This is a genomic window from Pseudomonas sp. NPDC089408, from assembly GCF_044749445.1.
Taxonomy (GTDB): domain Bacteria; phylum Pseudomonadota; class Gammaproteobacteria; order Pseudomonadales; family Pseudomonadaceae; genus Aquipseudomonas.
Genome location: NZ_JBIVHY010000011.1, coordinates 78,253 through 103,043, shown reverse-complemented (window position 1 = coordinate 103,043; position 24,791 = coordinate 78,253). Strand labels below are relative to the sequence as shown.

Annotated in this window: 23 protein-coding genes, 1 pseudogene and 1 riboswitch; of the genes and pseudogenes, 16 read left to right on the top strand and 8 right to left on the bottom strand. The window is 62.4% G+C overall.

All coding sequences use genetic code 11. The features are described 5' to 3' along the window. Nucleotides 1-64 precede the first annotated feature (64 nt). Nucleotides 65-1,051 (bottom strand): SCO family protein, encoded by a 987-nt coding sequence (locus tag ACIP02_RS18265; RefSeq protein ID WP_400618776.1) that lies wholly within the window; start codon nt 1,049-1,051, stop codon nt 65-67. Between the two features lie 140 nt (nt 1,052-1,191). Further along, complete coding sequence (locus ACIP02_RS18260) at nt 1,192-4,587, bottom strand: Ig-like domain-containing protein (protein ID WP_400618773.1); 3,396 nt, start codon at nt 4,585-4,587, stop codon at nt 1,192-1,194. A gap of 247 nt (nt 4,588-4,834) precedes the next feature. Then, nucleotides 4,835-4,949: riboswitch (TPP riboswitch) on the top strand. Between the two features lie 78 nt (nt 4,950-5,027). On the opposite strand from ACIP02_RS18260, the gene ACIP02_RS18255 reads away from it, so the two are divergent. The 3 genes from ACIP02_RS18255 (at nt 5,028) to codA (ending at nt 7,977) form a co-directional block, all read left to right on the top strand. Then, the gene (locus ACIP02_RS18255; RefSeq protein WP_400618770.1) at nt 5,028-5,675 is read left to right on the top strand and encodes a TenA family protein; all 648 of its coding nucleotides are present in this window, start codon (nt 5,028-5,030) and stop codon (nt 5,673-5,675) included. Further along, a complete protein-coding gene (gene tenA / locus ACIP02_RS18250; protein WP_400618767.1) occupies nt 5,672-6,337 on the top strand; it encodes a thiaminase II in 666 nt (221 codons plus the stop codon). The genes ACIP02_RS18255 and tenA overlap by 4 nt, the downstream gene beginning before the upstream one ends. Nucleotides 6,338-6,738: 401 nt before the next feature. Beyond that, nucleotides 6,739-7,977, top strand: coding sequence for a cytosine deaminase (gene codA / locus ACIP02_RS18245; RefSeq protein ID WP_400618765.1), 1,239 nt, complete (start codon nt 6,739-6,741; stop codon nt 7,975-7,977). 13 nt (nt 7,978-7,990) lie between these two features. Here the strand turns inward: codA and ACIP02_RS18240 are convergent, their stop codons facing one another. The 3 genes from ACIP02_RS18240 to ACIP02_RS18230 form a co-directional block, all read right to left on the bottom strand. Beyond that, complete coding sequence (locus ACIP02_RS18240; protein WP_400618762.1) at nt 7,991-8,938, bottom strand: ornithine cyclodeaminase family protein; 948 nt, start codon at nt 8,936-8,938, stop codon at nt 7,991-7,993. Further along, entirely contained in the window at nt 8,935-9,936 is a 1,002-nt protein-coding gene (locus ACIP02_RS18235; protein ID WP_400618760.1) for a threonine/serine dehydratase, read from the bottom strand. The genes ACIP02_RS18240 and ACIP02_RS18235 overlap by 4 nt, the downstream gene beginning before the upstream one ends. A 122-nt stretch (nt 9,937-10,058) precedes the next feature. Further along, a complete protein-coding gene (locus tag ACIP02_RS18230) occupies nt 10,059-10,664 on the bottom strand; it encodes a transcriptional regulator (protein ID WP_400618757.1) in 606 nt (201 codons plus the stop codon). A 239-nt stretch (nt 10,665-10,903) separates the two neighbouring features. On the opposite strand from ACIP02_RS18230, the gene ACIP02_RS18225 reads away from it, so the two are divergent. Both ACIP02_RS18225 and ACIP02_RS18220 read left to right on the top strand, forming a co-directional pair. Continuing rightward, on the top strand, nt 10,904-11,890 hold the full coding sequence (locus tag ACIP02_RS18225; protein ID WP_400618754.1) for a DNA-binding protein: 987 nt from the start codon (nt 10,904-10,906) through the stop codon (nt 11,888-11,890). 55 nt (nt 11,891-11,945) lie between these two features. After that, complete coding sequence (locus tag ACIP02_RS18220; protein ID WP_400618751.1) at nt 11,946-12,110, top strand: DUF6021 family protein; 165 nt, start codon at nt 11,946-11,948, stop codon at nt 12,108-12,110. A 131-nt stretch (nt 12,111-12,241) separates the two neighbouring features. Here the strand turns inward: ACIP02_RS18220 and ACIP02_RS18215 are convergent, their stop codons facing one another. Both ACIP02_RS18215 and ACIP02_RS18210 read right to left on the bottom strand, forming a co-directional pair. Beyond that, the gene (locus tag ACIP02_RS18215; protein WP_400618749.1) at nt 12,242-12,493 is read right to left on the bottom strand and encodes a hypothetical protein; all 252 of its coding nucleotides are present in this window, start codon (nt 12,491-12,493) and stop codon (nt 12,242-12,244) included. 8 nt (nt 12,494-12,501) lie between these two features. Beyond that, on the bottom strand, nt 12,502-13,002 hold the full coding sequence (locus ACIP02_RS18210; RefSeq protein WP_400618746.1) for a DUF4142 domain-containing protein: 501 nt from the start codon (nt 13,000-13,002) through the stop codon (nt 12,502-12,504). Between the two features lie 151 nt (nt 13,003-13,153). Between ACIP02_RS18210 and ACIP02_RS18205 the strand changes: the two genes are divergently transcribed. Further along, on the top strand, nt 13,154-14,722 hold the full coding sequence (locus ACIP02_RS18205; protein ID WP_400618743.1) for a diguanylate cyclase: 1,569 nt from the start codon (nt 13,154-13,156) through the stop codon (nt 14,720-14,722). A 508-nt stretch (nt 14,723-15,230) separates the two neighbouring features. Then, nucleotides 15,231-15,698 (top strand): sterol desaturase family protein, encoded by a 468-nt coding sequence (locus ACIP02_RS18200; protein WP_400618740.1) that lies wholly within the window; start codon nt 15,231-15,233, stop codon nt 15,696-15,698. A gap of 36 nt (nt 15,699-15,734) precedes the next feature. Here ACIP02_RS18200 and ACIP02_RS18195 read toward each other — a convergent pair whose 3' ends face one another. After that, complete coding sequence (locus tag ACIP02_RS18195; RefSeq protein ID WP_400618738.1) at nt 15,735-16,628, bottom strand: bile acid:sodium symporter family protein; 894 nt, start codon at nt 16,626-16,628, stop codon at nt 15,735-15,737. 183 nt (nt 16,629-16,811) lie between these two features. Between ACIP02_RS18195 and ACIP02_RS18190 the strand changes: the two genes are divergently transcribed. The 9 genes and pseudogenes from ACIP02_RS18190 (at nt 16,812) to ACIP02_RS18150 (ending at nt 24,615) form a co-directional block, all read left to right on the top strand. Beyond that, nucleotides 16,812-17,693, top strand: coding sequence for a Dyp-type peroxidase (locus ACIP02_RS18190; RefSeq protein ID WP_400618735.1), 882 nt, complete (start codon nt 16,812-16,814; stop codon nt 17,691-17,693). An 88-nt stretch (nt 17,694-17,781) separates the two neighbouring features. After that, entirely contained in the window at nt 17,782-18,690 is a 909-nt protein-coding gene (locus ACIP02_RS18185) for an aldo/keto reductase (protein WP_400618733.1), read from the top strand. Nucleotides 18,691-18,694: 4 nt separating this feature from the next. Beyond that, nucleotides 18,695-19,978 (top strand): NTP/NDP exchange transporter, encoded by a 1,284-nt coding sequence (locus ACIP02_RS18180; RefSeq protein WP_400618730.1) that lies wholly within the window; start codon nt 18,695-18,697, stop codon nt 19,976-19,978. 204 nt (nt 19,979-20,182) lie between these two features. Next, nucleotides 20,183-20,302, top strand: a pseudogene (locus ACIP02_RS18175) (KGG domain-containing protein); the annotation flags it as partial. Between the two features lie 57 nt (nt 20,303-20,359). Continuing rightward, a complete protein-coding gene (locus ACIP02_RS18170) occupies nt 20,360-20,557 on the top strand; it encodes a hypothetical protein (RefSeq protein WP_400618727.1) in 198 nt (65 codons plus the stop codon). 20 nt (nt 20,558-20,577) lie between these two features. Beyond that, nucleotides 20,578-21,909, top strand: a complete 1,332-nt coding sequence (locus ACIP02_RS18165) for an iron-containing redox enzyme family protein (RefSeq protein ID WP_400618724.1) — start codon at nt 20,578-20,580, stop codon at nt 21,907-21,909. Then, nucleotides 21,909-22,862 carry a methyltransferase gene (locus ACIP02_RS18160; RefSeq protein ID WP_400618721.1) on the top strand — a complete coding sequence of 318 codons (954 nt, stop codon included), beginning with the start codon at nt 21,909-21,911 and terminating at the stop codon, nt 22,860-22,862. The genes ACIP02_RS18165 and ACIP02_RS18160 overlap by 1 nt, the downstream gene beginning before the upstream one ends. Nucleotides 22,863-22,867: 5 nt before the next feature. Then, complete coding sequence (locus ACIP02_RS18155; RefSeq protein WP_400618718.1) at nt 22,868-23,971, top strand: carboxylate-amine ligase; 1,104 nt, start codon at nt 22,868-22,870, stop codon at nt 23,969-23,971. Nucleotides 23,972-24,027: 56 nt separating this feature from the next. Beyond that, complete coding sequence (locus tag ACIP02_RS18150) at nt 24,028-24,615, top strand: nucleosidase (protein ID WP_400618715.1); 588 nt, start codon at nt 24,028-24,030, stop codon at nt 24,613-24,615. Nucleotides 24,616-24,791: the final 176 nt, after the last annotated feature.

Sequence of the window (24,791 nt, the reverse complement as noted above, 5' to 3'; positions counted from 1 at the left end):
CCAGCGCGGTCCCTGCAGGCGCGGCCTTGCGTCGCGATCGGGCCGCAAGGCCGGCGATATGCCTTTAAGGGGTCCCCCTATCTGCTACCGGCGTTTGCAAGCGCGTGGTTTCTTCCTCGAGGTAGCTGATCAATGCGCTGACTTCAGCGTCGCCCAGGCGCATGTTGGGCATGGCCAAGCGGTTGTACTGCTCATACAGCAGCAGGGCCAAAGGGTCTTTCTCGGCCAGCATCTGGTCGGGCTCCTTCAGCCAGCGGGCCAGCCAGTTGGCGTCACGCTGGCGGGTGACCCCCAGCAAGTCCGGGCCGATGCCTGGCTGGCCCGGCTCGGTGTTGCCCAAGGCGTGGCAGGACGAGCAGCGGGTACGGAAGATCTGCTCGCCACTGCTGGGCGGGCGCACCTCGGGGGCCTGGGCATAGTCATTGTTCATGGCGCTGGCCTGCTTCCAGTTGTGCAGGCTGTTGCCCAGGCGGTCGGCGAGAATGTAAGGGCTTTCAAAAGGCGAGGCCTTCATCCAGCGGCCGGTGGCCTGGTTGCCGATGATCAGGCTCAAGTTGTGGTCCTTGGAGCGGCCGTTTTCCAGGCCATCAATCCACAGCCCCAGGCTACGGCGCAGTTGCTCGATGTCGTTGGGCTCGCCGGTCAGCAGCGTCCAGCCGGGGCCGATGGAGAACTTTTCGGCGTAGCGCTTGAGGGTGGCGGGGGTGTCGTTGTAGGGGTCGATGCTGATGGAATAGAGGAAGATGTCCTTGCCGACCCGGTCGCCGAGAATCCTCTGTACCTGGCGCAGGCGTGCGGTCTCCACCGGGCAGGAGTCGGAGCAGCCGGTGAAGATGAAGTTGATGGCGACCACTTTGTCCTTGATCAGGTCGTCATAGAAGTGCACTTTTTCGCCGTCCTGGGTGAGCAGGGGGAGGTTCGGGAAGTAGTTGGCACCCCAGGGGGTGGCGGCTTCTGCGGCTACCGGTTGTGGTTGCGGTTGTAACGGCCAGAACGGGACGCTGGCGGCGAACAGTGCGAGTACCAGCAGGAAACGCCATGAGCCGGGCATGATTGGGGGCCTCGTCAATGGTTGCGACGCGGTGGATGGCACCGGCCGGGCCGGTGTTCGCGGGTGAACCCGCTCCCACACAAAGCCCCGTAGGAGCGGGTTCACCCGCGAAGGGCCGCAGAGCGGCCCCCGCTTTCCAGTTACTTGATGCTGACCGGCACGGTCACGCTCTGCCCCAGTGTCGATTTGACCGTTACCGTCGCCGGTGTGGCCGGCCCGCTGCCGGTGGTGGTCACCGACACCCGCCAGCGGGCACCGCTGGTGGCGGCGGTCAGCGTGGCATTGCCCAGGCTCAGCGGGCCGCTGGTGGTTGCCGCAGTCGCGCTGATGCTGTTGCCAGTGGCCACCGAGGTCGTTCCGGACAGGTCCCAGGTGTAGCGGTTGCCACTGCGCACCTGCACCACGGCACTGGTGACCTGGATCTGGTCGACCGGTGCCGCCGGGTTCACCACGATGCTGACCGTGGCAGGGTTCACCGACTCGGCGCCCTTGGCATCACGCGCTGTGTAGGTGAAGCTGGCGGTGAACGGCGTATCGACCGTGGCCGGCGGGGTGTAAGTCACCGTGGTGCCATCGGTACTGACCACGCCCTTGCCGGAGTCCGGCTGGTTCAGGCCAGTGACGGTCAGCGGTACGTTGCCATCCGGGTCGCTGTCGTTGGCCAGCACGTTCAGGGTGATCGCCTTGCCGGCGGTGGTTGCCGCGCTGTCATTGGCCGCGACCGGTGGCTTGTTGGCCGGGTCGTCGTCATCGTTGTGGCCTTTGGTACGGAAGGTTGGCAAGCCCACCGACGCCATGTACTCCACGCCATCCCAACCCGGCAACGGGGTTGGCATCACCTGGAACTGGCCCGGGTGTTCAAGGTCCCAGCGCAGCAGCATCGACGAGTCCTCGTGCTGGGTGTTGTGGCAGTGCTCCATGTAGGTACCGGCAAATTCACGGAAGCGGATGGCCATTTCCACTTCTTCCGACGAGTCGGCGTCTGGCCCGATGCGATACACGTCCTTGCGTGCCCATTTTTCCCATTCTGGCGGCGCCTTGCCGTCGCGGCTGAGGATCACGCCTTCTTCGAAGTGCACATGTACCGGGTGGCTCCAGCCGTTGCCGCCGTTCTTGATCTTCCATACTTCCAGGGTGCCGTCGCCACTGAAGCCGCCGTCGGTGGACTGATTGGCCAGTTGCGGCGCCGCGCTGATGCGCCGAGGGTCCATGCTGTAGCCAAAACCGCCGTCGGTCTTGATGGTCCACGGGGTTGTGTCGGTACCGTCCGAGCGGCCAAAGATGAACTCGCGGTGGCGGGCATCCTTGATCTTGGCCAGGTCGGACGCCGAATTGCGGTCGATGGGCAGCGGAATCATCTTCAGGCCTTCGGGCTTGCCTGGTTTGGCCGGTTCATAGGCGGCGGGGTCCATGCTCACGTCTTGGCCGGTGTAGGGCTGCACGATCAACTGCAGGAACTTGCCGACTATCGGGTCGCCTTTATCCCATTGCGGACCCTTGCTGGTCTGCTTGATCACTGCCTTGTAGGTTTCCGACAGTACATCGGCCAGCGCAATGGTGCCTTCCGGGCCTTTGCCGCTCTGGTGCTCCTCAAGGTTGACGAAATACAGCTTGTCGCCAACCTTGATGCCGTTCTTGGCGAAGTTGATGATGATGTCGTAACGCTCGGCGATGCCTTGCAGCGGCAGGATTGCGTTGTTGTCCTGCAGGTTGCCGTCGCCGTTGAGGTCCAGGGTACCGTCGAACGGAACGGCGTGTTCCATGATGTTGCCGTCGTTGGCGATCATGTGGAACGGCACCCGTGCATACGACACGTTGGAGCCGGAGGGGCCTTTGAACTCGCCGCCGTTGCCGGCGATTTCGCGCACCACGGCAAATTTGAAGTACCGTGATACCGAGCCGTTGAGAATGCGGAACCGGTAGCTGCGTGCGCGCACTTTAAGCTTGGGCTGGTACTGCCAGTTGACCAGCATCTGGTCACCGAGGAAACCGTCGGTATTGAAGGGGTTGAACCACAGTTGGCCGCTGGCGTCCCAGGCCTTGTCGGCGATCACCAGGTTGACGTCATAGTCACGGTTGCCCCATGGCATGGCGGTGCCGCTGGGGAAACGCAGGTTGACGCCGTCCTGCAGGGCCTCGTTACCGCGGTCCAGGGCGCTGTAATAGTTCATCATCACGGCGTTGCCTTTGTAGACGTTCTGCGCCGTGAAATCCATCATGTGGTCGTGAAACCAGTGAGTACTCATGGTTTCACGCCAGTCGCCGCGAATCTTGATGCTGCCGTTCTGGCAGGTTTTCAAGCCCGGCGTGCCATCGTTGACGAACAGGGTTTCGCCCGGCGAGCAAGGGAAGGCCGCGCGCGGGTCCTGCGCGCGCGTGTTGATGGTGTCGTAGCCTGCCAACTGCACGGGCCAGCGGTAGTCGTAGTACTGGCCGGGGAAGAAGTAGGCGTTGGCAAAGCCGTCGCTCTCGGCCGGCGAGTGGCCGTTGTGTTCGTGGGTCGAGATAGTGTGGAGGCCAAAACCGCCGTTGGCCGACGGGTCTATCGGCAAGGCGTTGTAATGGCGCATGAGGATCGGCTGGCCATAGCGCACCATCAGCAGCTTGACCGGGAAGGTGCCGTCGAAGGTCCACAACGACTTGTGGTTCTGCAGCGGCATGTTCGGGTGGAAGCGGGTGTCGATGCCCTTGGTGGTGCCCAGCGTGGTCGGGATATCCGAGGTCTGGTAATACAGGCCGCCCGGGGCAAACTCGCCGACTGCATAGTTGTGCAGCTGCTTGCGGTCACGCAGGCCAAGGTTGATGCGCGCGCCGGCCTGGGCCGTCTTGAACGCTGCCTGCGGGTAGAACTCGTTCCAACGTTGGTGCGACCAGCCTTTTCCTGGTGGCCGGCCTTCTGCCGGCGAACCCACGGGTTTCCGGTTGAGGAACATCTCGATCTGCGCTTTCCATGGGTTGCGGTCGAGCACATTGGCGTACTGGGTCGGGAACGGGTACAGGCCCGGTTGCTTGAGAAACGCCTCCAGGGCCGTGCCGCTGGGGCCGCTGCGGGCAACCACGTTAGGGTCTTGTGCAGGCGCAGCGCCCAGCGTAGGGACCGGGAAGGTCAGGTCGGGTGCTGGCAAATTCGGGTCGAGTTTCTCAGGGCCGAATTCCTCGAACAGCAGCAGTTGCTGCGTGAATGGTTGCGCACCGAATAACGGGCTCGGCTTGCCGTTGGTAGGGTATTTATCCGAGGTTTGCAGCAACGGTGGCAATACATTGTCAATGCGCACCGTGTTACGGTCGCCGTACACGCCATCAGTCAGTTCCAGAGCGCCTTCATTAGCCTCGGGCAGGGTGTACAGGTTAAGCAGGGCGGGGTTGGGGTCGGCGGGTTGGTCAGTGTAGGCCGACGGGTCGGTCGGCGGTGGCATGCTGTTGTCGTCAAGCGGAGATGCCATCGCCGAGATCAGCCCAAGGCTGACCATCAGCGCGGTGAGGCAGGACAGCTGGAATGCGTGCCTGGCAGGGTCGATCACGGCAGGTGTTTTCATTGCTTTATGCCTCGCTCGCGGCTGAATAGCTTTAAGCCATCAATGGCGTTTTGCCTGATAAATGGCCCGGAGCAATGGCTGTGCCAACCGTTATTTCTGCAATGCTTTGTCATACAAAACTGCGCAATACCTGAGCCGCACTAAATAATCGCGCCGCAAATGTGGGGATAAGTCCCCAGTAGCGGGGCATCCTATGGCCCACCATTTGGGTTATGTAGTGACAGCCGGGCCGCGCTGGGGTATATGTGACGCCACCAAGGGGAGCCTGGCAACGGGCTGAGAAACCGCTGGATGCAATAGCGCGGTGACCCTTCGAACCTGATCCGGATCATGCCGGCGAAGGGATGGGATTGGTTACCTGCCTTTTTGCCGGCCTCACTGCGAGGCCCGTTCATGCCATTTGCCAAGGTCTCGCTGTCACCTTCACCAAGGACAGCAACATGACCGAACGTTTTAGCCAGTCCCTGCGCCAGCAGAGCGAGCCGACCTGGTCGGCGGCCGTTGGCCACCGTTTCGTGACCCGATTGTGCGACGGCAGCCTGCCGGCCCCGATCATGGTCGACTACCTGGTGCAGGACCACCGCTTTCTCGACAGCTTCCTGACCTTGCTTGGCGCGGCCATCGCCACGGCCGACACCTTCGAGGCGCGCCTGCGCTTTGGCCGCTTTGCCGGGATGATTTCCAGCGACGAAAACACCTATTTCCTGCGTGCCTTCGAGGCCTTGGATGTAAGCCCGGCGCAACGCACTGAGCCCGCCGATACCGCACCCACTGCAGGCTTCAAGGCAATCATGCGTGAAGCGGCCGCGACCCGTTCATACGCAGCAGCGCTGGCGGTACTCACTGTTGCCGAAGGGCTGTACCTGGACTGGGCACTGAAGGCGCCAAAGCCGATGCCAGAGCACTTCGTCCACGCCGAGTGGATCACCCTGCACGACAACCCGGCCTTCCAGGATTTCGTCGCCTTCCTGCAGGCCGAACTGGACCGCGTCGGGCCGCAGGAGGCCGCACTGGCGGCTGACTTCTACCAGCGCACCGTGGCGCTGGAGCTGGCCTTCTTCGATGCTGTCTACCCGGAGGGCCAATGAGCATGGACATCTTCGCGCGCCTCAAAGCTGCGGCCTCACCGCAGTGGAACCGCTATGTAGACCATGACTTTGTACGGCAGATGGGCGAGGGCACGCTGAGCGAGGAAGCGTTCCGGACCTACCTGGTGCAGGACTATCTGTTCCTTATCCAGTTCGCACGGGCCTGGGCGCTAGCCGCCTACAAGAGCCGCCGCCCGGCCGACATCCGCGCCGCGCTGGCCACGCTGTCGGCGATCCTCGATGAAACCGAGCTGCACTTGCGCCTGTGCGCGCGCTGGGGGCTGAGCCAGGCCGATATCGAGGCGGCACCGGAGCACCAGGCTACCGTGGCCTATACCCGCTACGTACTGGACTGCGGCGCCGCCGGTGACCTGCTGGAGTTGCAGGTGGCGTTGGCACCCTGCGTGATTGGCTATGCAGAGATAGGCCGGACCCTGGCCGAGCAGATTGGCGACTTGAGCAACCACCCGTACCGCGAATGGATTGGCGAATATGCCAGCGAAGGCTATCAGGGCGTGGCGGCAGCGGCGCGCAAACACCTGGATGAACTGGCGGCGCGCAGCATGACCGAGCAGCGTTTCACCGAGCTGGTGGGTGTTTTTGGCCAGGCCTCCAGCCTGGAGGCTGATTTCTGGCAGATGGGGTTGGATGGGGTTGCCTGAAAAAGGCGAGGTGTTCGCCGTGCCTTTAGCGTCGCCTGTGAGATCGAGCGCCGCCCGCGCGGCGCTTCGCGGCACAAGGCCGCTCCCACATCTGTTTCGGGCCAATTATTCCTGTGAGGTCACCTCTGTCCGCCTTGTTTGTTCCCTTCGATATTGAAGGGGGCACCGCCGATTTTCATCAGTCTCCAGCCATGCACCCAGGGCGCGCGCCAAAGGCACAGGCATAATTGGCCCGAAACAGATGTGGGAGCGGTCTTGTGCCGCGAAGCGCCGCGCGGGCGGCGCTCGATCTCACAGGCACCCAACATCTCAAGACAAGCACCTGTCAGCCCTTACTGTTTAACTGACAAACTCACTCCTACAATTGCGTATGAGCGAAGTCCATGGCAAGGAGCGACACTATGCACATCATCAACGCACGCCTGCGCGGCAAACCCGGGCTGTTCCGCATCGAACTGAACGGCGAACGCATTGCCGCCATCGTGCCCCAGGCCGAGCTGGCGGCTGTTGCTGGCGATGATCTGGACGCCGCGCAAAACCTGGTAGTGGCGCCTTTCGTCGAGCCGCATATCCACCTCGACGCCACCCTGACCGCTGGCGAGCCAAGATGGAACATGAGCGGCACCCTGTTCGAAGGCATCGAATGCTGGGCCGAGCGCAAGGAAATAACCACCCACGACGACATCAAGACCCGTGCGAAGAAGACCGTCGACATGCTGGTGGACCACGGGATCCAGCATGTGCGTACCCATGTCGATGTCACCGACCCGAAACTCACTGCGCTCAAGGCCATGGTCGAGGTACGCGAAGAAGTGCGTGAGCTGGTCGACCTGCAGATCGTCGCCTTCCCCCAAGAGGGCATCGAATCGTATGCCAACGGCCGGGCACTGATGACCGAAGCGGTGGCCATCGGCGCCGATGTGGTTGGCGGCATCCCGCATTTCGAGAACACCCGTGAGCAGGGCGTGTCATCGGTAAAGTTCCTGATGGACCTGGCCGAACGCACCGGCTGCCTGGTGGACGTGCACTGCGACGAAACCGACGACCCACAATCGCGCTTCCTCGAAGTGCTGGCCGAGGCGGCCCGGGTTCGCGGCATGGGCGCGCGGGTCACGGCCAGCCATACCGTGGCCATGGGGTCATACGACAACGCCTACTGCTATAAGCTGTTTCGCCTGTTGAAGCTGTCGGGGATCAACTTCGTGTCGTGCCCGACCGAAAGCATTCACCTGCAGGGGCGCTTCGACAACTATCCGAAACGCCGCGGCGTTACCCGCGTGGCCGAGATCGACCGCGCCGGAATGAACGTGTGCTTTGGCCAGGACTCCATCGTCGACCCTTGGTACCCCTTGGGCAACGGCAACATCCTGCGCATTCTCGAAGCAGGCCTGCACATTTGCCACATGCTTGGCTACGAAGACCTGCAGCGCTGCCTGGACCTGATCACCGACAACAGCGCCCGCACCCTGAACCTGGGCGAGCGCTATGGCATTGAGGTGGGGCGGCCGGCGAACCTGTTGCTGCTGTCGGCGCCGGACGATTACGAGATGGTACGCAGCCAGGGGCATGCACTGGTGTCGGTACGTAATGGCAAGGTGCTGATGCAGCGCACGCCAGCGCAGGTGCGGCGTATGCGTTGACGCGGCTTCAGTCTCAGGCGTTCACTGCCGCCAAGGCGCAGCGTGCGATTTGCGCATCCTGTACAGCCACGCCGGTCAGGTCGGCCAGGGTGATCTGGCCGTCGTGCTCACGCCCTTTGGCGCGACCCGCCAGCAGCGCGCCCAGTTCGATCAGCTGGTCAGTGTTGATCTGGCCACTGTTGAGTGCACAAGCCACTTCGCCGTACTGGCTACACTGGGCGATCGAGTCGACGATGATGTGGTCGGCTCTGGCGACCAGCGCCGGGTCCAGTTCCTGCTTGCCCGGTGCATCGGCACCGACGGCAGTGATGTGCGTGCCGGGTTGGATCCAGTCGCTGCGCAACAAAGGCTGACGGGAAGGGGTGGTGCAGACAATCAGGTTGGCTGCCGCGGCAAGTTCTGCTGCATCCTGGGTGCTGTGAACGTCGAAGCCCAGGCTGCGGGCAAAGGCCGCATAGGTGGCAAGCCCGCTGGCATTGCGGCCCCATACGAACACCTGACGACAATCGGTAACGGCGCGCAACTGTTCGAGCTGCATCTGTGCCTGCATGCCGGTGCCGAGGATACCAATCGCCTTGACCCGCGCCGGTGCCAGCAGCCTTGCTGCAATTCGCCCGGCAAGGGCGGTGCGCATGCCGGTCAGCCAGCCTTGGTCTTGCAGCAGCGCCAATGGTTGCCCGGTGAGCGCTGACAACACCAGCATCAGGCCATCGTTACTGGGCAGGCCCTTGCACGGGTTGTCATAAAAGCCGGTCGACAGCTTGACGGTGAAGGTGGGGCTGCCTTCGATGTACGCGGCCTTCACGCAGCAGTCGCCGTTGGCCTGTGCAAACGCAAAGCCCTGCACCGGTGGCACCTGTACCCTGCCTTCAGAGTAAGCAATGAAACCTTGCTCTAGCCGGTTGATCGCCAGTTCCGGGTCGAAGCTGGCAATGATCTGCGCCTTGTTGACGACCTTCATTTGACCGCCTCGAGGAATTTCTCCAGCACGATGTTGCGGCCACACAGGATAACCGCCACGCGTTTACCCTGGTAACGGGCAGCCAGTTTCTGCATACCGGCGACCGCAACCGCTGCCGCACCTTCGATGATCCAGCGCTCGCTGTTGGCGATATCGCGCATGGCGGCGCGTATTTCGTCTTCGCTGACCAATACGGTATTGGTCACCAGCGCCTGGCATAACGGGAAGCTGATAGAACCTGGCTCGACGCCCCCCGCAGTGCCGTCCGAAAGTGTTTCACGGGCATCCACCTCGATGATTTCTCCTGCCTTCAGCGACTGCTCCAGTGCCGGGTCATTTTCCGGCCAGCAGCCGATGATCTCAGTACCTGGCTTGAGTACGCGCAGGGCCGCGCCGATACCGGAAATCAACCCGCCACCGCCGACAGCGACGAACACTGCGTCCAGGTCTGGCGCCTGTTCGAACAACTCCATGCCGATGGTGCCCTGGCCGGCGATGACTTGTGGGTCGTTGTACGGCGACACGAACGGTACGCCCTGTGCCTTGGCTTGCCTGGCGGCCTCCAACTCTGCGCCCAACGGGTCGGTGGGCAGGCAGACCACATCGGCACCCAGCGTGCGCATGGCTGCCAGTTTGTAAGGCGACGCCGACGTTGCGCTGTACACCTTCACCGGCACACCAGCAGCTTTGCCAGCCAGTGCGAGTGCTTGCCCGTGGTTGCCGGAAGACGCGGCGATCACCCCTTTGCCGTGCTGCTCGGCCGGCAACAGGCGGATTTTGTTGCTGGCCCCGCGAAACTTGAATGAGCCGGTGTGTTGCAAGTGCTCGCACTTGAGCAGGACTTCGCAGCCCGTCTGCGTCGACAACCGTGCGCTGCGAGTGAGTGGTGTGACGCTGACGGCGGGGCGCAATGCGTCATGGGCCTGCTTGATCGCTTCGAACAACGCATCGAGGTAAGCGGCATCGACAAGGGGCGGGGATACTGGGGTGGCTGACATGCTGCGCTCCTGAATGCGCGTGGATTATTTGTCTACCGTAGATTAATTATCCATAGATGACAAGCAGGCGCGCACATCCGCTGGCAACACCCGGTTGGGTGGCCAGCATGACAGCGAGGTTGTCAGGCCTTGAGTTCCTTCAGGTACTTGTAGACAGTGGCTCGGCCCATGTTCAGCACATTGGCGACATAGTCAGCGCCACTGCGCCCTTCGAACGCGCCCTCGGCATGCAGCGCCTGCACCAGGCTGCGCTTGTCCTTCATTTGCAGCGTCTGCAGCGACAGGTTGCGCGCCTGTAGCCAGCCATGCAGGAAGGTGTTGATACGTTCCTGCCAGTCATTGCGGAACAACGCGTCAGGCTGCGGCACCAGCCGGCTCATCTGGAAGAACGCATCCAGCGCCACGCGGGCCTGTTCCAGCACCGACACATTCAGGTTGATGCACATCAGGTACTCGGCGTCGCCTTGGGCATTGCGCAGTACGGTGCTGATGGAGCGGACTTTCTGGCCGTTCCAGTTGAGTTTCTCGTACGGGCCCAGGTTGGCGCCTTCAAACAGATCGCCCAGCTCGTGATCGATCGCCGAATCATCGCCCAGTTTACGTTGCGAGAAGTTGTTGGCGATGTGCACGACGGTCTGGCTGCCCAGTTCGTGGACGATGACTTCCGCGTGCGGGTAGAGCAGCAGGGCGATGCTGTCGGCGATTGCCTTGTAGTTATCCAGGGTCATTTCTTGATGCGCTTGAGGGCCGGACGCCCATGGTGGCGGCAAAGCGCACCTGACACAAGCCGGCGCACCCAAGGCGCCAGTACGGCTACCAGACGCGAAAACAGCTGCAATTTGCCTTTCACATGCGATAAGCCGTGATTATTCCACCTGAGGAAACGTTTGCAGGTGTGCTGCGATATCGCCATAATTGGTACGTAATTACATGTTACATAACACAGTACAAAATCGTAGGAGCAAGCATGGCCCGGGGCGGTATCAACAAGGTGGTAGTGCAGCAGGCGCGTCAGGCGCTGATTGCCCGGGGCGAGAACCCCAGCATCGATGCCATACGTATCGAGCTGGGCAATACCGGCTCCAAGACCACGATTCACCGCTACCTGAAGGAGCTGAACGGCCAGCAGCCATTGGCCTCCGAAGGTGGCGCCGCCCTGAGCGATGTACTGAGCCGGCTGGTCGGGCAACTGGCAACCCAACTGCAGGACGAGGCGGACCTTACGATCGAGCAGGCCGAAAGCACCTTCACCAAACAACGCGAACAACTAGAGGCGCAGCTGGAAGTCGCGCGGCAGGCGTTGGCTGCAGCGCACCAGCAGCACCAGATCGATGCAGGTGCCTTGGCCGCTGAGACTGAAAAATTGCTGTCTACGCAAAGCACGTTGCAGGCCGAGCAGCTGCGCAATGCCAGCCTCAACCAGTCGTTAGGTGAACTGCAGGTGCGCCTTGCCGACAAGGACGAGCAGGTCAAGTCGCTGGAAGACAAGCACCGTCACGCCCGCGATGCGCTGGAGCACTACCGCAACGCCAGCCGCGAACAGCGCGAGCAGGAACAGCGCCGCCACGAAGCGCAGTTGCAGCAGATGCAGGTGGAGTTGCGCCAGTTGCAGCAGGGCATGATCGTCAAGCAGGACGAGCTGACCCGCCTGCACCGCGATAACGAGCGCTTGCTGGGTGAGCACCGCCAGGCCGCCAGCGAATGCCGGGCGCAGGACGAGTTGCTGGAGCAGCGCGATGCGCAGATCCAAGGCCTGCGCACGATCCTGGCCCAGGCCCAGGGCGCCAGCGAGGAAATGCGCCGCCAGCTGGATGCACAAGCGCAAAGCCTGGAGGACCGCCGCGAGCTGTGTGCCGCGCAGGCGCGACAGTTGCAGCGCTTCGAGGAACAGCTGAAGGAGCGTGACGCGGCGTTGGCGCAGTACCGGGCGCAGGTGGCTGAAGCTGCAGATTAATCAAACTTTTCCAGATCTGGGCTTTCTTCCGTAGACACACACCGGAGATAGCGCCATGTCTGAATCACGACCACCGCATGACCAAGGGCCTCATTCATCCGAGCAGGCCGATAAGCCGGATGACTTGGGTTTCGACCCGGATTCGCCGGATGTCGATGACCCGCAGGTCGACCCGCAAGGGCCGGCCACCCCGCCCAGAGACGTCGAGAAAAAAGGGTAAAACGGGGGAGGGCTGCCCTGCAGCCCATCACTGGCAGGCCAGCTCCCACAGCAATAGCGCATGGCGTAAGGTCAGCGCTGTTGCTGTGGGGGCTGGCTTGCCGGCAATAGGGCCGCCTGGCTATGCAGCAATCAGTTCTCAGCTTGCCTGGCTGCCTCAACGCCCGCCGCCGACAGCTTGATCGGGTAGCTCACACTAATCTGGTGATCACTGCTTACTGCCACGCTGCCATCCTGAATCAAGCCCGCTTCCTGCAATGTCTTGAGCATGCCGGCCACCGCTTTTTCACCGCGATAGTTGTCCAGCACTTCCTTGCCCAACCCCTCTGGGTGCGCGTGCAGCAGGCGGGTGAGCACTTCGGCTTTCAATGCATCGTTGCTCATCTGGGGCCTCACTTGCCATGTTTGGCCTGAAGAGCCTGGGCATGCTTCAGGTGCTCTTCGAGCTTGGGCAGTGTTTCGCTGGCAAATGCCTTCAGCTCGGCCTTGTCGGACGATGCAGCCTCTTTTTTGAACAGCTCTACCGCTTTTTCGTGGGCATCGACCTGGTTGTTGATATAAGACTTGTCGAATGATTCATCGCGCCATTCCAGGATCATTTTCTTGACCTTGTCAGTCATCGCCGCCTCGTCAGGCACGGAAATGTCCAGTTTACGAGCGATATCGCCAAGCTTCTGATTGGCCTGAGTGTGGTCAGTGACCATTTGCTGGGCAAAGGTCTTGATCTCGCCATTCTGGCTCTTTTCCTGAGCCAGCTTCCCGGTGACCACCTCTGCGATGCCGGACTCGGTTGCCGCCTCGACAAAGTCATCGGAACTGGCGGCCATTGCGTGCACAGATGCCAGCCCCAGCACCATGCTGAGCCCAGCGCGCTTGATGAAGAGATTGCTCATGCTTCACTCCTTAAACTTGACGCGACGTCAGTGTCGCGTACGGTTGAGGGTGAGGGCACGGTAAAGGTTTAATCTTTTTCGCCAGCGGTTCGGCATGAACAGCGCTGAACTATAGTGAAAGGCGGCGAATGCGGTATGGCCAGGGAACCCAATGTGCGCAGCCAGGAAACAGGAAGAAGACGGGCTTTTCGCAGCCAGTGGCGAGGGCCGCGGCGTGGCGTTGTTCCGCCTGGTGCTGGCGTTCATGCTGATGGTCATGCTGGCCTTCGTGCTGGTGGAAGGCTGGCGTATCTGGCGTGACTACCGCTACGCCTACAACAACGCCGAGAACATGGTTAGCAACCTGGCGCGGGCAACGGCGCAGCACGCCGAGGACGCCATCCGCCAGGTTGACGTCATTACAGCGTCCCTGGCCGAGCGCCTCCAAGGCGACGGTTTCGACCACATCGACCGGCCACGCCTGCATGCCTTGCTGGCACAGCAGAAAAGCATCATGCCGCAGTTGCACGGGTTGTTTGTATATGGCCCGGACGGCAGCTGGATCGTCACCGACCAGGCGGCTATCCCGCCTAATGCCAACAACGCTGACCGTGATTACTTCGTCTTCCACCGCGACCATGCCGACCGCGGTGTACGCATTGGCTCAGTGGTGCGCAGCCGCTCGACCGGCGACCTGATCATCCCCATCTCCCGGCGTCTGGAGCATGCCGATGGCAGCTTCGCCGGTGTGCTGCTGGGCACTATCAAAGTCGAATGGTTCGTGCGTTATTACGGCGATTTCAAGATTGACGAGCGCGGGGCGCTGGTGCTGGCCAAGCGTGATGGCACCATTCTGGTACGGCGCCCGTTCGTGGCGCAGGTGGTAGGCCGGAGCCTGGCCAGCAGCGAGATCTTCCGTAATTACCTGCCGTATGCCCCGGAAGGGGTGGCCGAGGCGGTCGCCGTGATCGATGGTACGCCACGGTTGTATGGCTATCGGGCGCTGGCCAGCTACCCGCTGGTGGTGGAGGCAGGGCTGTCGCGCGAATCAATCGTCGCGCCCTGGCGGCACGATGCGATCAAGTCGGTGGCGGTGTTGCTGCTGTTGCTGGTCGGGCTGGCGGCGTTTGGCGGCGTGGTGCTGCGCCAGTTGCGCGAACGCATTGCCATCGAGCGGGCCCTGCACCAGGCGCACCAGACGCTGAAAGCGCTGGCCTTGACCGACAGCCTGACTGGGCTGGGTAACCGCCGACGGCTGGATGCGGTGATCGAACCCGAGCTACGGCGGGCGACGCGCCAGGGTTACCCGCTGGCGCTGGTGATGCTCGACCTGGATTACTTCAAGGCCTACAACGACCGTTATGGGCACCTGGCAGGTGACCAGTGCCTGAGGCGCTTTGCCGAGGTGTTGCAACAGGTATTGAAACGGCCCGCAGACCTGGCGGTACGTTACGGCGGTGAGGAGTTCACCTTGTTGCTACCTGACACTGACGCCCGCGGGGCAGAACTGCTGGTGCAGGAGCTGCAGCAACTGCTGAGGCGCCAAGGGCTGGAACATGCCGGCAGCTCGTTGGGAAGGGTGTCGTTCAGTGCCGGGATTGCAGTGGGTGACTTGGCGCGGGAAGGGGTGACTGCGCAAACCCTGATCGCGGCGGCGGACGCGGCGTTGTACCAGGCCAAGCGGCAGGGGCGCGATGGTTATGCGGTGGCGGCAGGTGTGGTGGTGGGGGTGGATTCGTGATACGGGAATAGGCGAGGTGCTCGTCGGTGTTCTAGCAGCGCCTATGCGATCGAGCGCCGCCCGCGCGGCGCTTCGCGGCACAAGGCCGCTCCCACATTTGTTTCGGGCCAATTATGCCTGTGCCTTCGGCGCGCGCCCCATTGAGTGCATGGCTTGAGATTGATGAAAAGCAGTGGTGCAGCCGATATCGAAAGGGACAAACAAGGCGGGCGCAGGTGATCTCACAGAAGAAACTGGCCCGAAACAGATGTGGGAGCGGCCTTGTGCCGCGAAGCGCCGCGCGGGCGGCGCTCGATCTCACAGGCACCCAACATCTCAGGACATGCACCTGTCAGCCCATACCGCTTAACAGCCCGCTCCCACATCTGCATCAACCAATCCTTTTGCAATGTGTATAGCATGACAATAGCTTCATCGGCAGCAGGACACAGCCGGTCACGCCTGCGTGGAAAAAAGTGCGGCTAGCCGGTACCCTTGCGCCTCCCTTTGCCATCACCCGGACCGTGCCATGCTGTTCAACTTCGCCGTGCTGTTCGGCACCCTGGTGGCCATGGAGGGCGTTGGCACGCTGGCTCACAAGTACATCATGCATGGCTGGGGCTGGTGGCTGCACCGCTCACACCATGAGCCACAGCTGGGCATGCTTGAAACCAACGACCTGTACCTGGCGGCCCTGGGGCTGATTGCCACGGCACTGGTGGCGCTGGGCAAGAGTGGCTACGCGCCGTTGCAATGGGTGGGCGGGGGCGTGGCGGGCTACGGCATCCTATATGTACTGGCCCACGACGGTTTCTTCCACCGCCACTGGCCGCGCAAGCCACGGCCGGTCAACCGCTACCTCAAGCGCCTGCACCGGGCGCACCAGCTGCATCATGCAGTGAAGGGGCGTACGGGGAGTGTGTCGTTCGGGTTCTTCTATGCACCGCCGTTGAAGGTGTTGAAGCAGCAACTTCGGGGCAAGCGCAACCAGCTGTGACAGCCTGTTCTGGCCCTGTCGCCGGCAGCAACATCATCAATTCACTGTTTCACCCTCAGGCTGCGCCGCCACATGCCCCCGGCTGACCCACCAGCCAAACCCCGCCGCCGTAAAGAACATGATCAGGCTGTACAGCGCCGCCGGCACCGCCATGGTCGGGTTGTTCAGCAGCGAAGGGCTCAACGCCAGGGCAATCGCCAATGTCCCGTTGTGAATGCCGATCTCCATGCCGATGGCAATCGCCTGGCGCTTGGGAATGTTCAGCAAGCGCGGCACCCAATAGCCGACCGCCAGGCTCACCAGGTTGAACAGCAGCGCCGCCAGGCCCACCACCGGTGCGTACTCGACAACCGTCTGCCAATCCTTGGCCAGGGCCAGGACAATGGTAAACGCCAGGAACAACGCCGCCACCAGCTTCATCGGTTTCTCCATCCGCGCGGCAAATGCTGCGGCGAAATGGCGAATCAGCATGCCCAGCGCCACCGGCAGCAGGACAATAGCGAACACCTGCATGACCTTGGCAAACTGCAGCGGTATGGCCTGGTCCGAGGCCATGAACCAGCTAAGCGACAGGTTCACCAGCAACGGCATGGTCAGGATCGCGATCAGCGAGTTGACCGCCGTGAGGGTGATGTTCAACGCCACATCGCCGTGGGCCAGATGGCTGAACAGGTTGGCGGTGGTGCCGCCCGGCGAGGCGGCCAGCAGCATCAGCCCCACCGCCAGCGCCGATTCCAGGCCGAAGCCGTTGGCAATCAGGAAGCACACCAGCGGCAGCAGCAGAATCTGGCAGGCCAGGCCTATCACCACTGGCTTGGGGTACTTCACAACCCGGGCGAAGTCGGCGAGGGTCAGCGACAAACCAAGGCCGAGCATGATGATGCCCAAGGCAAGCGGCAGAACAGCGGTAAGCAAGGGCGAGGCGGTCATGGGCGTTCTCTCGGGCGAAGGATCCCGAGCAGTGTAGGTCGGCACTGATTGATAGCTGATCGCAAAGGGCCGGCCGTTGGTAACCATTTGTTACGGCAGAGCAGGCGCATCAGGCCACACGCCGCATTGCAGCGGGTGTGCAAGCACAGTAGCATTCCCGCTTTTGCCGAGGATTCGCCTGTCATGCCGTTCCAGCAAGGTCTGCTTGCCACCCCGGTGCCGGTCCATGCCCGTCACCTGTTCTTCGCCATCGAAACGCCTGAGGCGTTGCCGGCAGCCCTGGATGCGCTGGCCGCCGAAGTGGACGGCCTGCGCTTGACGCTCGGCATCGGTGCCCCCCTTGCTAAAGCCCTGAACACCTGTGTGCAGGGCCTGAAGCCGTTTCCGCAACTGGATGCTGCAGTGGAAAACCCCAGCACCCAACACGCGTTGTGGCTGTGGCTGCGCGGTGAGGAACGCGGTGACCTGTACCTGCGGGCGCAGGCGCTCGAGCAACTGCTGGCCCCGGCGTTCAGCCTGGTCGATCATGTCGACGGCTTTTTGCACCAGGGGGGCCGGGACCTGACTGGCTACGAAGACGGTACCGAAAACCCGCAAGACGAGGAGGCTGTCGATGCGGCCATTCTCGCCGGCGCAGGGCCTGGCCTGAACGGCTCGAGCTTCGCGGCATTCCAGCTGTGGAAGCATGACTTGCAGTATTTCAAGTCGTTGCCTCAAGAAACCCAGGACAACATCATCGGACGCCGCTTGAGCGATAACGAAGAACTGGACGACGCGCCAGCGTCTGCGCACGTCAAGCGTACAGCCCAGGAGAGCTTCGAACCTGAGGCCTTCATGGTGCGGCGGTCGGTGTCTTGGGCCGACACCCGTGGCGCAGGCCTGGCGTTCGTTGCCTTGGGCCGTTCACTGGATGCGTTCGAGGTGCAGCTGCGACGCATGAGCGGCCTGGAGGACGGCATCATCGACGCCTTGTACCGTTTCAGCCGGCCGCTGACCGGCGGCTATTACTGGTGCCCGCCAATGGGCGAGGCGGGTGTCGACCTAAGCCAGCTACTGCAAGCTTGATGACTAAACATCCAGATACAGAAACACCCACCGGCGCGGGATAGGGCAGCTAGCCTTGAAAGTTTCCGATTCATGACGGGAGCTTTCCATGTACGCACGTCGTGATGTCCTACGGGCCGGTGCCGCTTTAGGCGTACTGGCTGCAACCCCGTGGTTGAACGCCGCCACCCCGGCCGGTTTGCTGACCCGCACAGTACCCGCTACGGGTGAAGCGTTGCCGGTGATAGGCGCCGGTACGTCCGGCAGCTTCGAAGTAGAGGCTGGCTCGGCCGGGTACCAGCAACTGAAAACAGTGCTCAAGGCGTTTTTCGATGGTGGCGGGCGGGTGATCGACACCTCGCCCAACTACGGGGGGGCCGACAGCATTCTCGGCCAGTTGCTGGAGGAGGGTGGCTGGCACCGGCAGTGCTTCATCGCCACCAAGATCGCCGCCAACAGCCGCGCCGACGCCGAGGCGCAATGGGCCGGCAGCCTCCGGAGCCTGCGCACCGACAAGGTCGACTTGCTGCAGATCCACAACCTGCGCGACTGGCAGGCCCAGCTGCCCTATGCCCGCGAGCTGAAGCAGCAGGGCAAGACCCGCTACGTCGGCATCACTCACTACCTGAACAGTGGCCAGGACGACGTTGCCCGTATCGTGCGCAGCGAGCCGCTGGACTTTATCCAGATAAACTACTCGGTCAACGCCCCCGACGCTGCCCGCGAGCTGCTGCCGCTGTGCCACGACAAGGGTGTTGCCGTGCTGATCAACCGCGCCTTCGACGATGGCCGCCTGTTTGCCCGGGTCAAGGACCAGCCATTGCCCGGCTGGGCCGCAGATGCCGGCATCGGCAGTTGGGCGCAGCTGTTTCTCAAATTCGCCATCAGCCACCCGGCGGTGACCACGGTCATTCCTGCTACCGGGCGCCCGGACCGCCAACTCGATCAGCTCAAGGCCGGGCATGAGCCATTGCTTACCCAAGCGCAGCAGCAGGCGCTGATCAAACAGTTTGCCTAAAGCCATGAGTACCTGGCGGCGGCGCCTGGACCAAGGGCTGAACATCCAGCCCGGCGAGGGGCCGGCGGTGATCGCCGGCTTGCTGCTGTTCTACCTGTTGTTCACCGGTTACTTCATGCTGCGCCCGGTGCGCGAAACCATGGGCGTTGCCGGTGGTGTGGACAACCTGCAATGGCTATTCACCGGCACTTTCATTGCCACCTTGGCGTGCCTGCCGCTATTTGGCTGGCTGGCGTCCAGGGTGCAACGCCGGCATATCCTGCCATGGACTTACGGCTTCTTTGCCAGCAACCTGGCGCTGTTCGCCGCGCTGCTTGCCCGCCACCCGGACGACCTGTGGACCGCGCGGGCGTTCTACATCTGGCTGTCGGTGTTCAACCTGCTGACCATCTCGCTGGCCTGGAGCGTATTGGCCGATTTGTTCTCGACCGCGCAGGGCAAGCGACTCTTCGGCCTGCTGGCAGCCGGGGCCAGCCTGGGCGGCCTTAGCGGTCCGATCCTTGGCACCTTGCTGGTGGCGCCATTGGGCCATGCCGGGCTGCTACTGCTGGCCGCGGTATTTCTGCTAGGCAGTGTCGGCGCAAGCCTGTTCCTGCAACGCTGGCGAGCCTGCCAAGCGTTGCCGACGCAGGCCGAGCGCCCCGACTCGCGGCCATTGGGCGGCAACCCGTTTACCGGGGCGACCGCGGTGTTGCGCTCGCCGTATCTGCTGGGCATCGCCCTGTTTGTGGTGTTGCTGGCCAGCGTCAGCACGTTCCTGTACTTCGAGCAGGCGCGCATCGTCAGCGAAACCTTCACCGACCGCACCCGGCAAACCCAGGTGTTTGGCCTGATAGACAGCGTCGTGCAGGCCCTGGCTATCCTCACGCAGGTGTTCCTTACCGGGCGCCTGGCGCGGCGGATGGGGGTAGGGGTATTGCTGGTGGCGATACCGCTGGTGATGGCCGCAGGTTTCCTGTGGCTGGCCCTGGCGCCGGTATTCGCCGTGTTCGTGGTGGTGATGGTGGTACGCCGGGCCGGTGAATATGCGCTGGTACGGCCTGGGCGCGAGATGCTGTTCACCGTGCTGCCTGCCGAGGACAAGTACAAGGCCAAGAACTTCATCGACACCGTGGTTTACCGTGGCGGTGATGCTTTCAGCGGCTGGGTCAAGCGCGCGCTGGACGTGCTGGGGGAGCATCCCCAGCTGGCGATGCTGATCGGTGCCCTGCTTGCCTTGGGCTGGGCAACGATCGGTGGCTGGTTGGGTCGCCACCAAGCACGCCTGGATAGCCCGCTGCACCACTGAACGGTGTACCAAATAAGGCTTCCCCGTTTATTTAATACCGCCGGTCCGAACCCTTGGCGATAAAACGAATCCCGCCATATGTCCGAACTCCGAACAGATGTACGGCAGATACGCCGTGCATTCCGAAGTCATACGAGGTTTTAGACCATGGCCACTAAAGACAACAGCCGTAGCGGCAATCAACAAGGCAGCCAGGGCGGTAACAAGAACCCAGGCAACTTTGCCAATGACCGTGAGAAAGCTTCCGAGGCAGGGCGCAAAGGCGGCCAGCACTCCGGTGGCGGCCAGAGCAGCGATTCCAGCCGCAAGGGCGGCCGTTCGTAAGTGAGGCTACGCAGTGCCGGGCAGCCGGCACTGCGCTTTTCCACAGCGGAGGACCCTATGCGACTGACATCTCTGATCGCCCTGCTGGGCACGCTGACCTTGGTCGGCGGCTGTTTCGACCGCGATAATAATCACCCAGGCAAGGATGCCGACCCAAGCAAGCCATCGCTGCAGATGCAGCAGCCTGGTGACAAGCCTGCACCCCAACCTGCGCCCGACCCTGAGCCTATGCCAGGGCAGAAACCTAGCCAATAACCGCGCACGAGGATTTCGGCATGACGGTCATGACTCGCAAGACCGCCGCAATGGTTCCGGCCTCGCCAACCGGGCCGACCTTGCAACAGCGTTACCACGCATTACTTGAAGGGCCAGACCCTGCAGGCGTGGCCTGGTTGAACGAGCAATTGTCGCGCGCACAGCGTATACCGGATGACTTGCCTGTCAACCCCGCTCAACTCGAAGCCTGGAGCGCCGATCATGCCGCCCAGGTAGCGGGGGCCTATGCACTGTATCTGGAGCAACGCCGGGAAGGGGCGCCGCGCCGGTATTTTGCCAATCGCGCCCAGGCGATATGGTTTTTGCAACAGGTTGCGCCAACCAAGGCTGTCGACGGTGCCTGGCTGTACAGTGCCCTGCGGCATTGGGGCGACCCGCGCTACCACGGTCTCATACGAACGTATATCGAGGAGTTGGGTAGCGGAGACCCGCGCTGCAATCACGTGTTGATCTACCAGCGCCTGATGACCCGCCTGGGCTGCCTTGACCCGTTGCAGCTGGATGACCAACGCTACCTGCAAGGCACTGTGCAGCTGGCGCTTGGGCGATTTGGCGAAGATTTCCTGCCAGAAGTGATCGGCTACAACCTTGGCTACGAACAACCACCGCTGCATTTGCTCATCACCACCTATGAATTGGCCGAATTGGGTATCGACGGCCAGTATTTCCAGCTGCATGTCACCATCGACAATGCCGCTAGTGGCCATGCCCAGCTAGCGATACAGGCTTTGCGCCAGCTGTGCCCGGCCGACAGCCAGGGCGAGTTCTATCAGCGCGTACGGCTCGGCTATCGCCTGAATGACCTGGGTGTCGATACACCCAGCCTGATCAGCAGTTTCGACCTTGAGGCCGAGCTAATCCAGGCGTTGGAACACAAGCGTAATTTTGGCCAGTTCATGCATTCCGACCGCTGCCGACTGCAGGGGCGTACCGTCAACCAGTGGCTGGCCGAACCGGGCGCCATGCCGGGTTTCCTCGACGCCTTGCAAGCCCAAGGCTGGATTCGCCGTGGCGAGGACCCAGCCCAAAGCCGTTGGTGGAAGCTGGTGGAAGGGCCGTCGGCGCCCATGTACGGGGTGTTCACCGCCTACGAGAAACAATTGTGGCACGACTGGATTGCGGCCGGCTGGCAATCGCGGATCAAGCGCGTCCTGCCCGGCAGCTGGGACGTACCGCTGCAATCCGACGAGCAGCCTGCCAAGGCTACGCAGGCCGACATCGAGACGTTGATCGAGCACATGTCGGGCAATCGCCATGCGGCGCCCGAGGGCCTATTGGCCACTCGCGCCTACCTACGTGCTACGGGCCTGATCCAGGAGGAACCTCGCTGATGATGCTAGACCCGCAACAACTTGCAACCGACCAGGCGCTACTGCAACTGGGCAAGCGCCTGCGTGCCGATGGTTATCGGTTCACTTGCGTTACGCCCGCTACCCATGCCCGCGTGAACGCCCGCGAAGGCGCCGCGCAGGCGCACACATTGCGCGACGTGTTCGGCTGGAGCCGGCCGTTCGCTCCGGCATTGGTGTCTGCCGACGAACTGGGCCAGCTGCAACGCGCCGAACTGCTTGCCGGGCGAGGCGAGCTGCTGCAGAGCACCGTGCGCTGGTCGACGCTCGATGACCTGCTGCTGGTGCATTCCGCCTATCCGACCGAGGCCAGTGACGCGGTATTTTTCGGTCCGGACAGCTACCGGTTTGCCCAGGTCATCCACGAGCACCTGCAACGTAGCCCCAGGCGCGTTGAGCATGCCGTGGATATTGGCTGCGGCACCGGCGTTGGTGCTTTGGTCATTGCCAAAGCCGCGCAGCATGCGCAGGTTACAGCCGTGGACATCAACCCGCTCGCACTGCGCTATACCGCGATCAATGCGGCCCTGGCTGGCGTAAGCAACGTTTCTGTCGAACACAGTAACCTGCTCGACGGCGTGACCGGCAGCTTCGACTTGATTGTGGCTAACCCGCCCTACATGCTGGACGTTGGCGAACGCACGTATCGCCATGGCGGCGGCTCATTGGGGGCAGAGCTGTCGCTGCGCATCGTCGAACAGGCGCGAGAACGCCTGAGCGCCGGGGGTTCATTGTTACTCTATACAGGAGTGGCCATGGTCGAGGGGCGTGATGCCTTGCTCGAGGCCATCCGACTGCGCCTGGCCGGGCCTGAATGGTCCTGGGTGTACCGGGAAATCGACCCGGATGTATTCGGCGAGCAACTGGACGAGCGCGGCTATGAGCACGTCGAACGCATCGCTGCCGTAGCGCTTACCGTTACCCGTAACGGCTGACCCGCATGGCTGAGGCTTGCACATTCGGCATCGAGGAAGAATACCTGCTGGTCAGCCTGGGTTCCGGGCGAGTTCCGGCGGCCCCCTCGCCAGCGATAATCGGTCGCTGCCGCGAAGCCATAGGCGCGCATTTTGCCCAGGAGATGTTCCGCAGCCAGATCGAAGTTGCCTCTCCTGTGTTCGCCAATCTGTTCGAGGCACGTGAATTCTTCCAGCACAGTCGCAGCAGATTGCGGACGGTGTTGAACGAGGAGGGCTTGGGCCTGTACGGCGCAGCCAGCCACCCCAATGCCGACTGGCTGCGCCAGCAGCCCGCTGCGTCGCCTCACTACCGGCAGTTGTTCGAAGACTACCGCCATGTCGCCCGGCGCAGCCTGCTCAATGGCCTGCATGTGCATGTTGGTGTTCCGCCAAGCTGCGACCGCATGCAACTGATCAATCGCCTGCTAGGCTGGCTGCCGCTTTTGCTGGTACTCAGTACCTCGTCACCGCTATGGGCAGGGCAGCGTACCGGCTACATGAGTTATCGCCGGGTCATTTGCGGCGAGTGGCCACACATGGGGCTGCCCGAAGCCTTGCCGGATTGGGGCGCTTACGAGCGTTACCGCGCACTGTTGCAGCGTACCGGGTCAATGACGGCAGAAGGCGATTTCTGGTGGGCGATACGCCCCTCACGGCGCTACCCCACAGTAGAGTTACGCATTTGCGACAGCTGCCCGCAGCTGGAAGACGCCTTGTGCATTGCCGCGCTGTTCCGCCATCTGGTGGAGCACGCTATCAGCTACCGGCATGACGCTGCGTGCAATCGCGAGTTACGTTGGGTTGCTCACGAGAATTATTGGCGCGCCATGCGCCATGGGCGTCACGGTGAGTTCATCGGCATGCACCAGCAACAACCGGTGACGGCTGCCGGCTGGCTGGCCCAGTTACAAGAGCGCGTACCCATTGACAGTGTTGACGCTGAACGCGCCTATCAGCATGCCCAGCACCTGCTGCGTGACGGTACCCATGCTGATCAGCAGATGCGCTGCCTGCAACAGGCCGCCGTCAGCGGGTTGAGCAAGGCGCAAGCACTACGGGCTGTGGTGGCCGCCGGGACTTGCAATTAGCCGAGGTTGACCGACAATGGCCGCGCCCCTCGCAGCCATTCGGAAACATCTGCTCCATGATGCTGATCAATCACTACCCTGAAATTTCTCTGGATGACACGCTGTTCGTCTTCGCCCTGGAGGCCGAGGCCGGTGATGTATTCACCGAGGTCAATACCGTGTTCACCGGAATAGGCAAGGTCAATGCCGCCATCACTCTGACCAAAGCCATCGCAACGCGCCGTCCAAAACTGATCGTCAACCTCGGCTCGGCGGGCAGCCAGCGCCACGGCAAGGGCGAGGTGGTGTGCTGCACTCGCTTCGTGCAGCGTGACATGGACGTAACGCCGTTGGGCTTCGCCCGTTATGAAACGCCCTTATCGGATATCCCAGTGCTGCTGGAGTACGGGACGTTGATCCCCGGCCTGCCCCTGGAAACATGCGGCAGCGGCGACAGCTTCGAGATCAATCATGCTGAGGCGCCCTATGACGTGGTCGATATGGAAGCCTATGTGCTGGCGTTGATAGCACGCAGCGAAGGCATCCCGTTCGTATGCCTGAAGTATATTTCTGATGACGCCGGCAGCGATGCGGCGGGGGACTGGGCGGTGCAGGTGCACCTGGCGGCCGAAGCGTTCAAGCGGGTGCTGTTCAGCCACGGGTGACCGCGGGGTGGTGTTCTTGCGGGCAAGAACCCTGTTCAGTTGGTGGCTGAAAACGCAGCACGGCGACCCGCTACAGCCCATTGTAGGAGCGGGTTTACCCGCGAATAGGCCGGGCCTGCCGGCCAATTTCACTGGCCGTTCACCGTTGCAGCCGCCATCGCATTCGCGGGTGAACC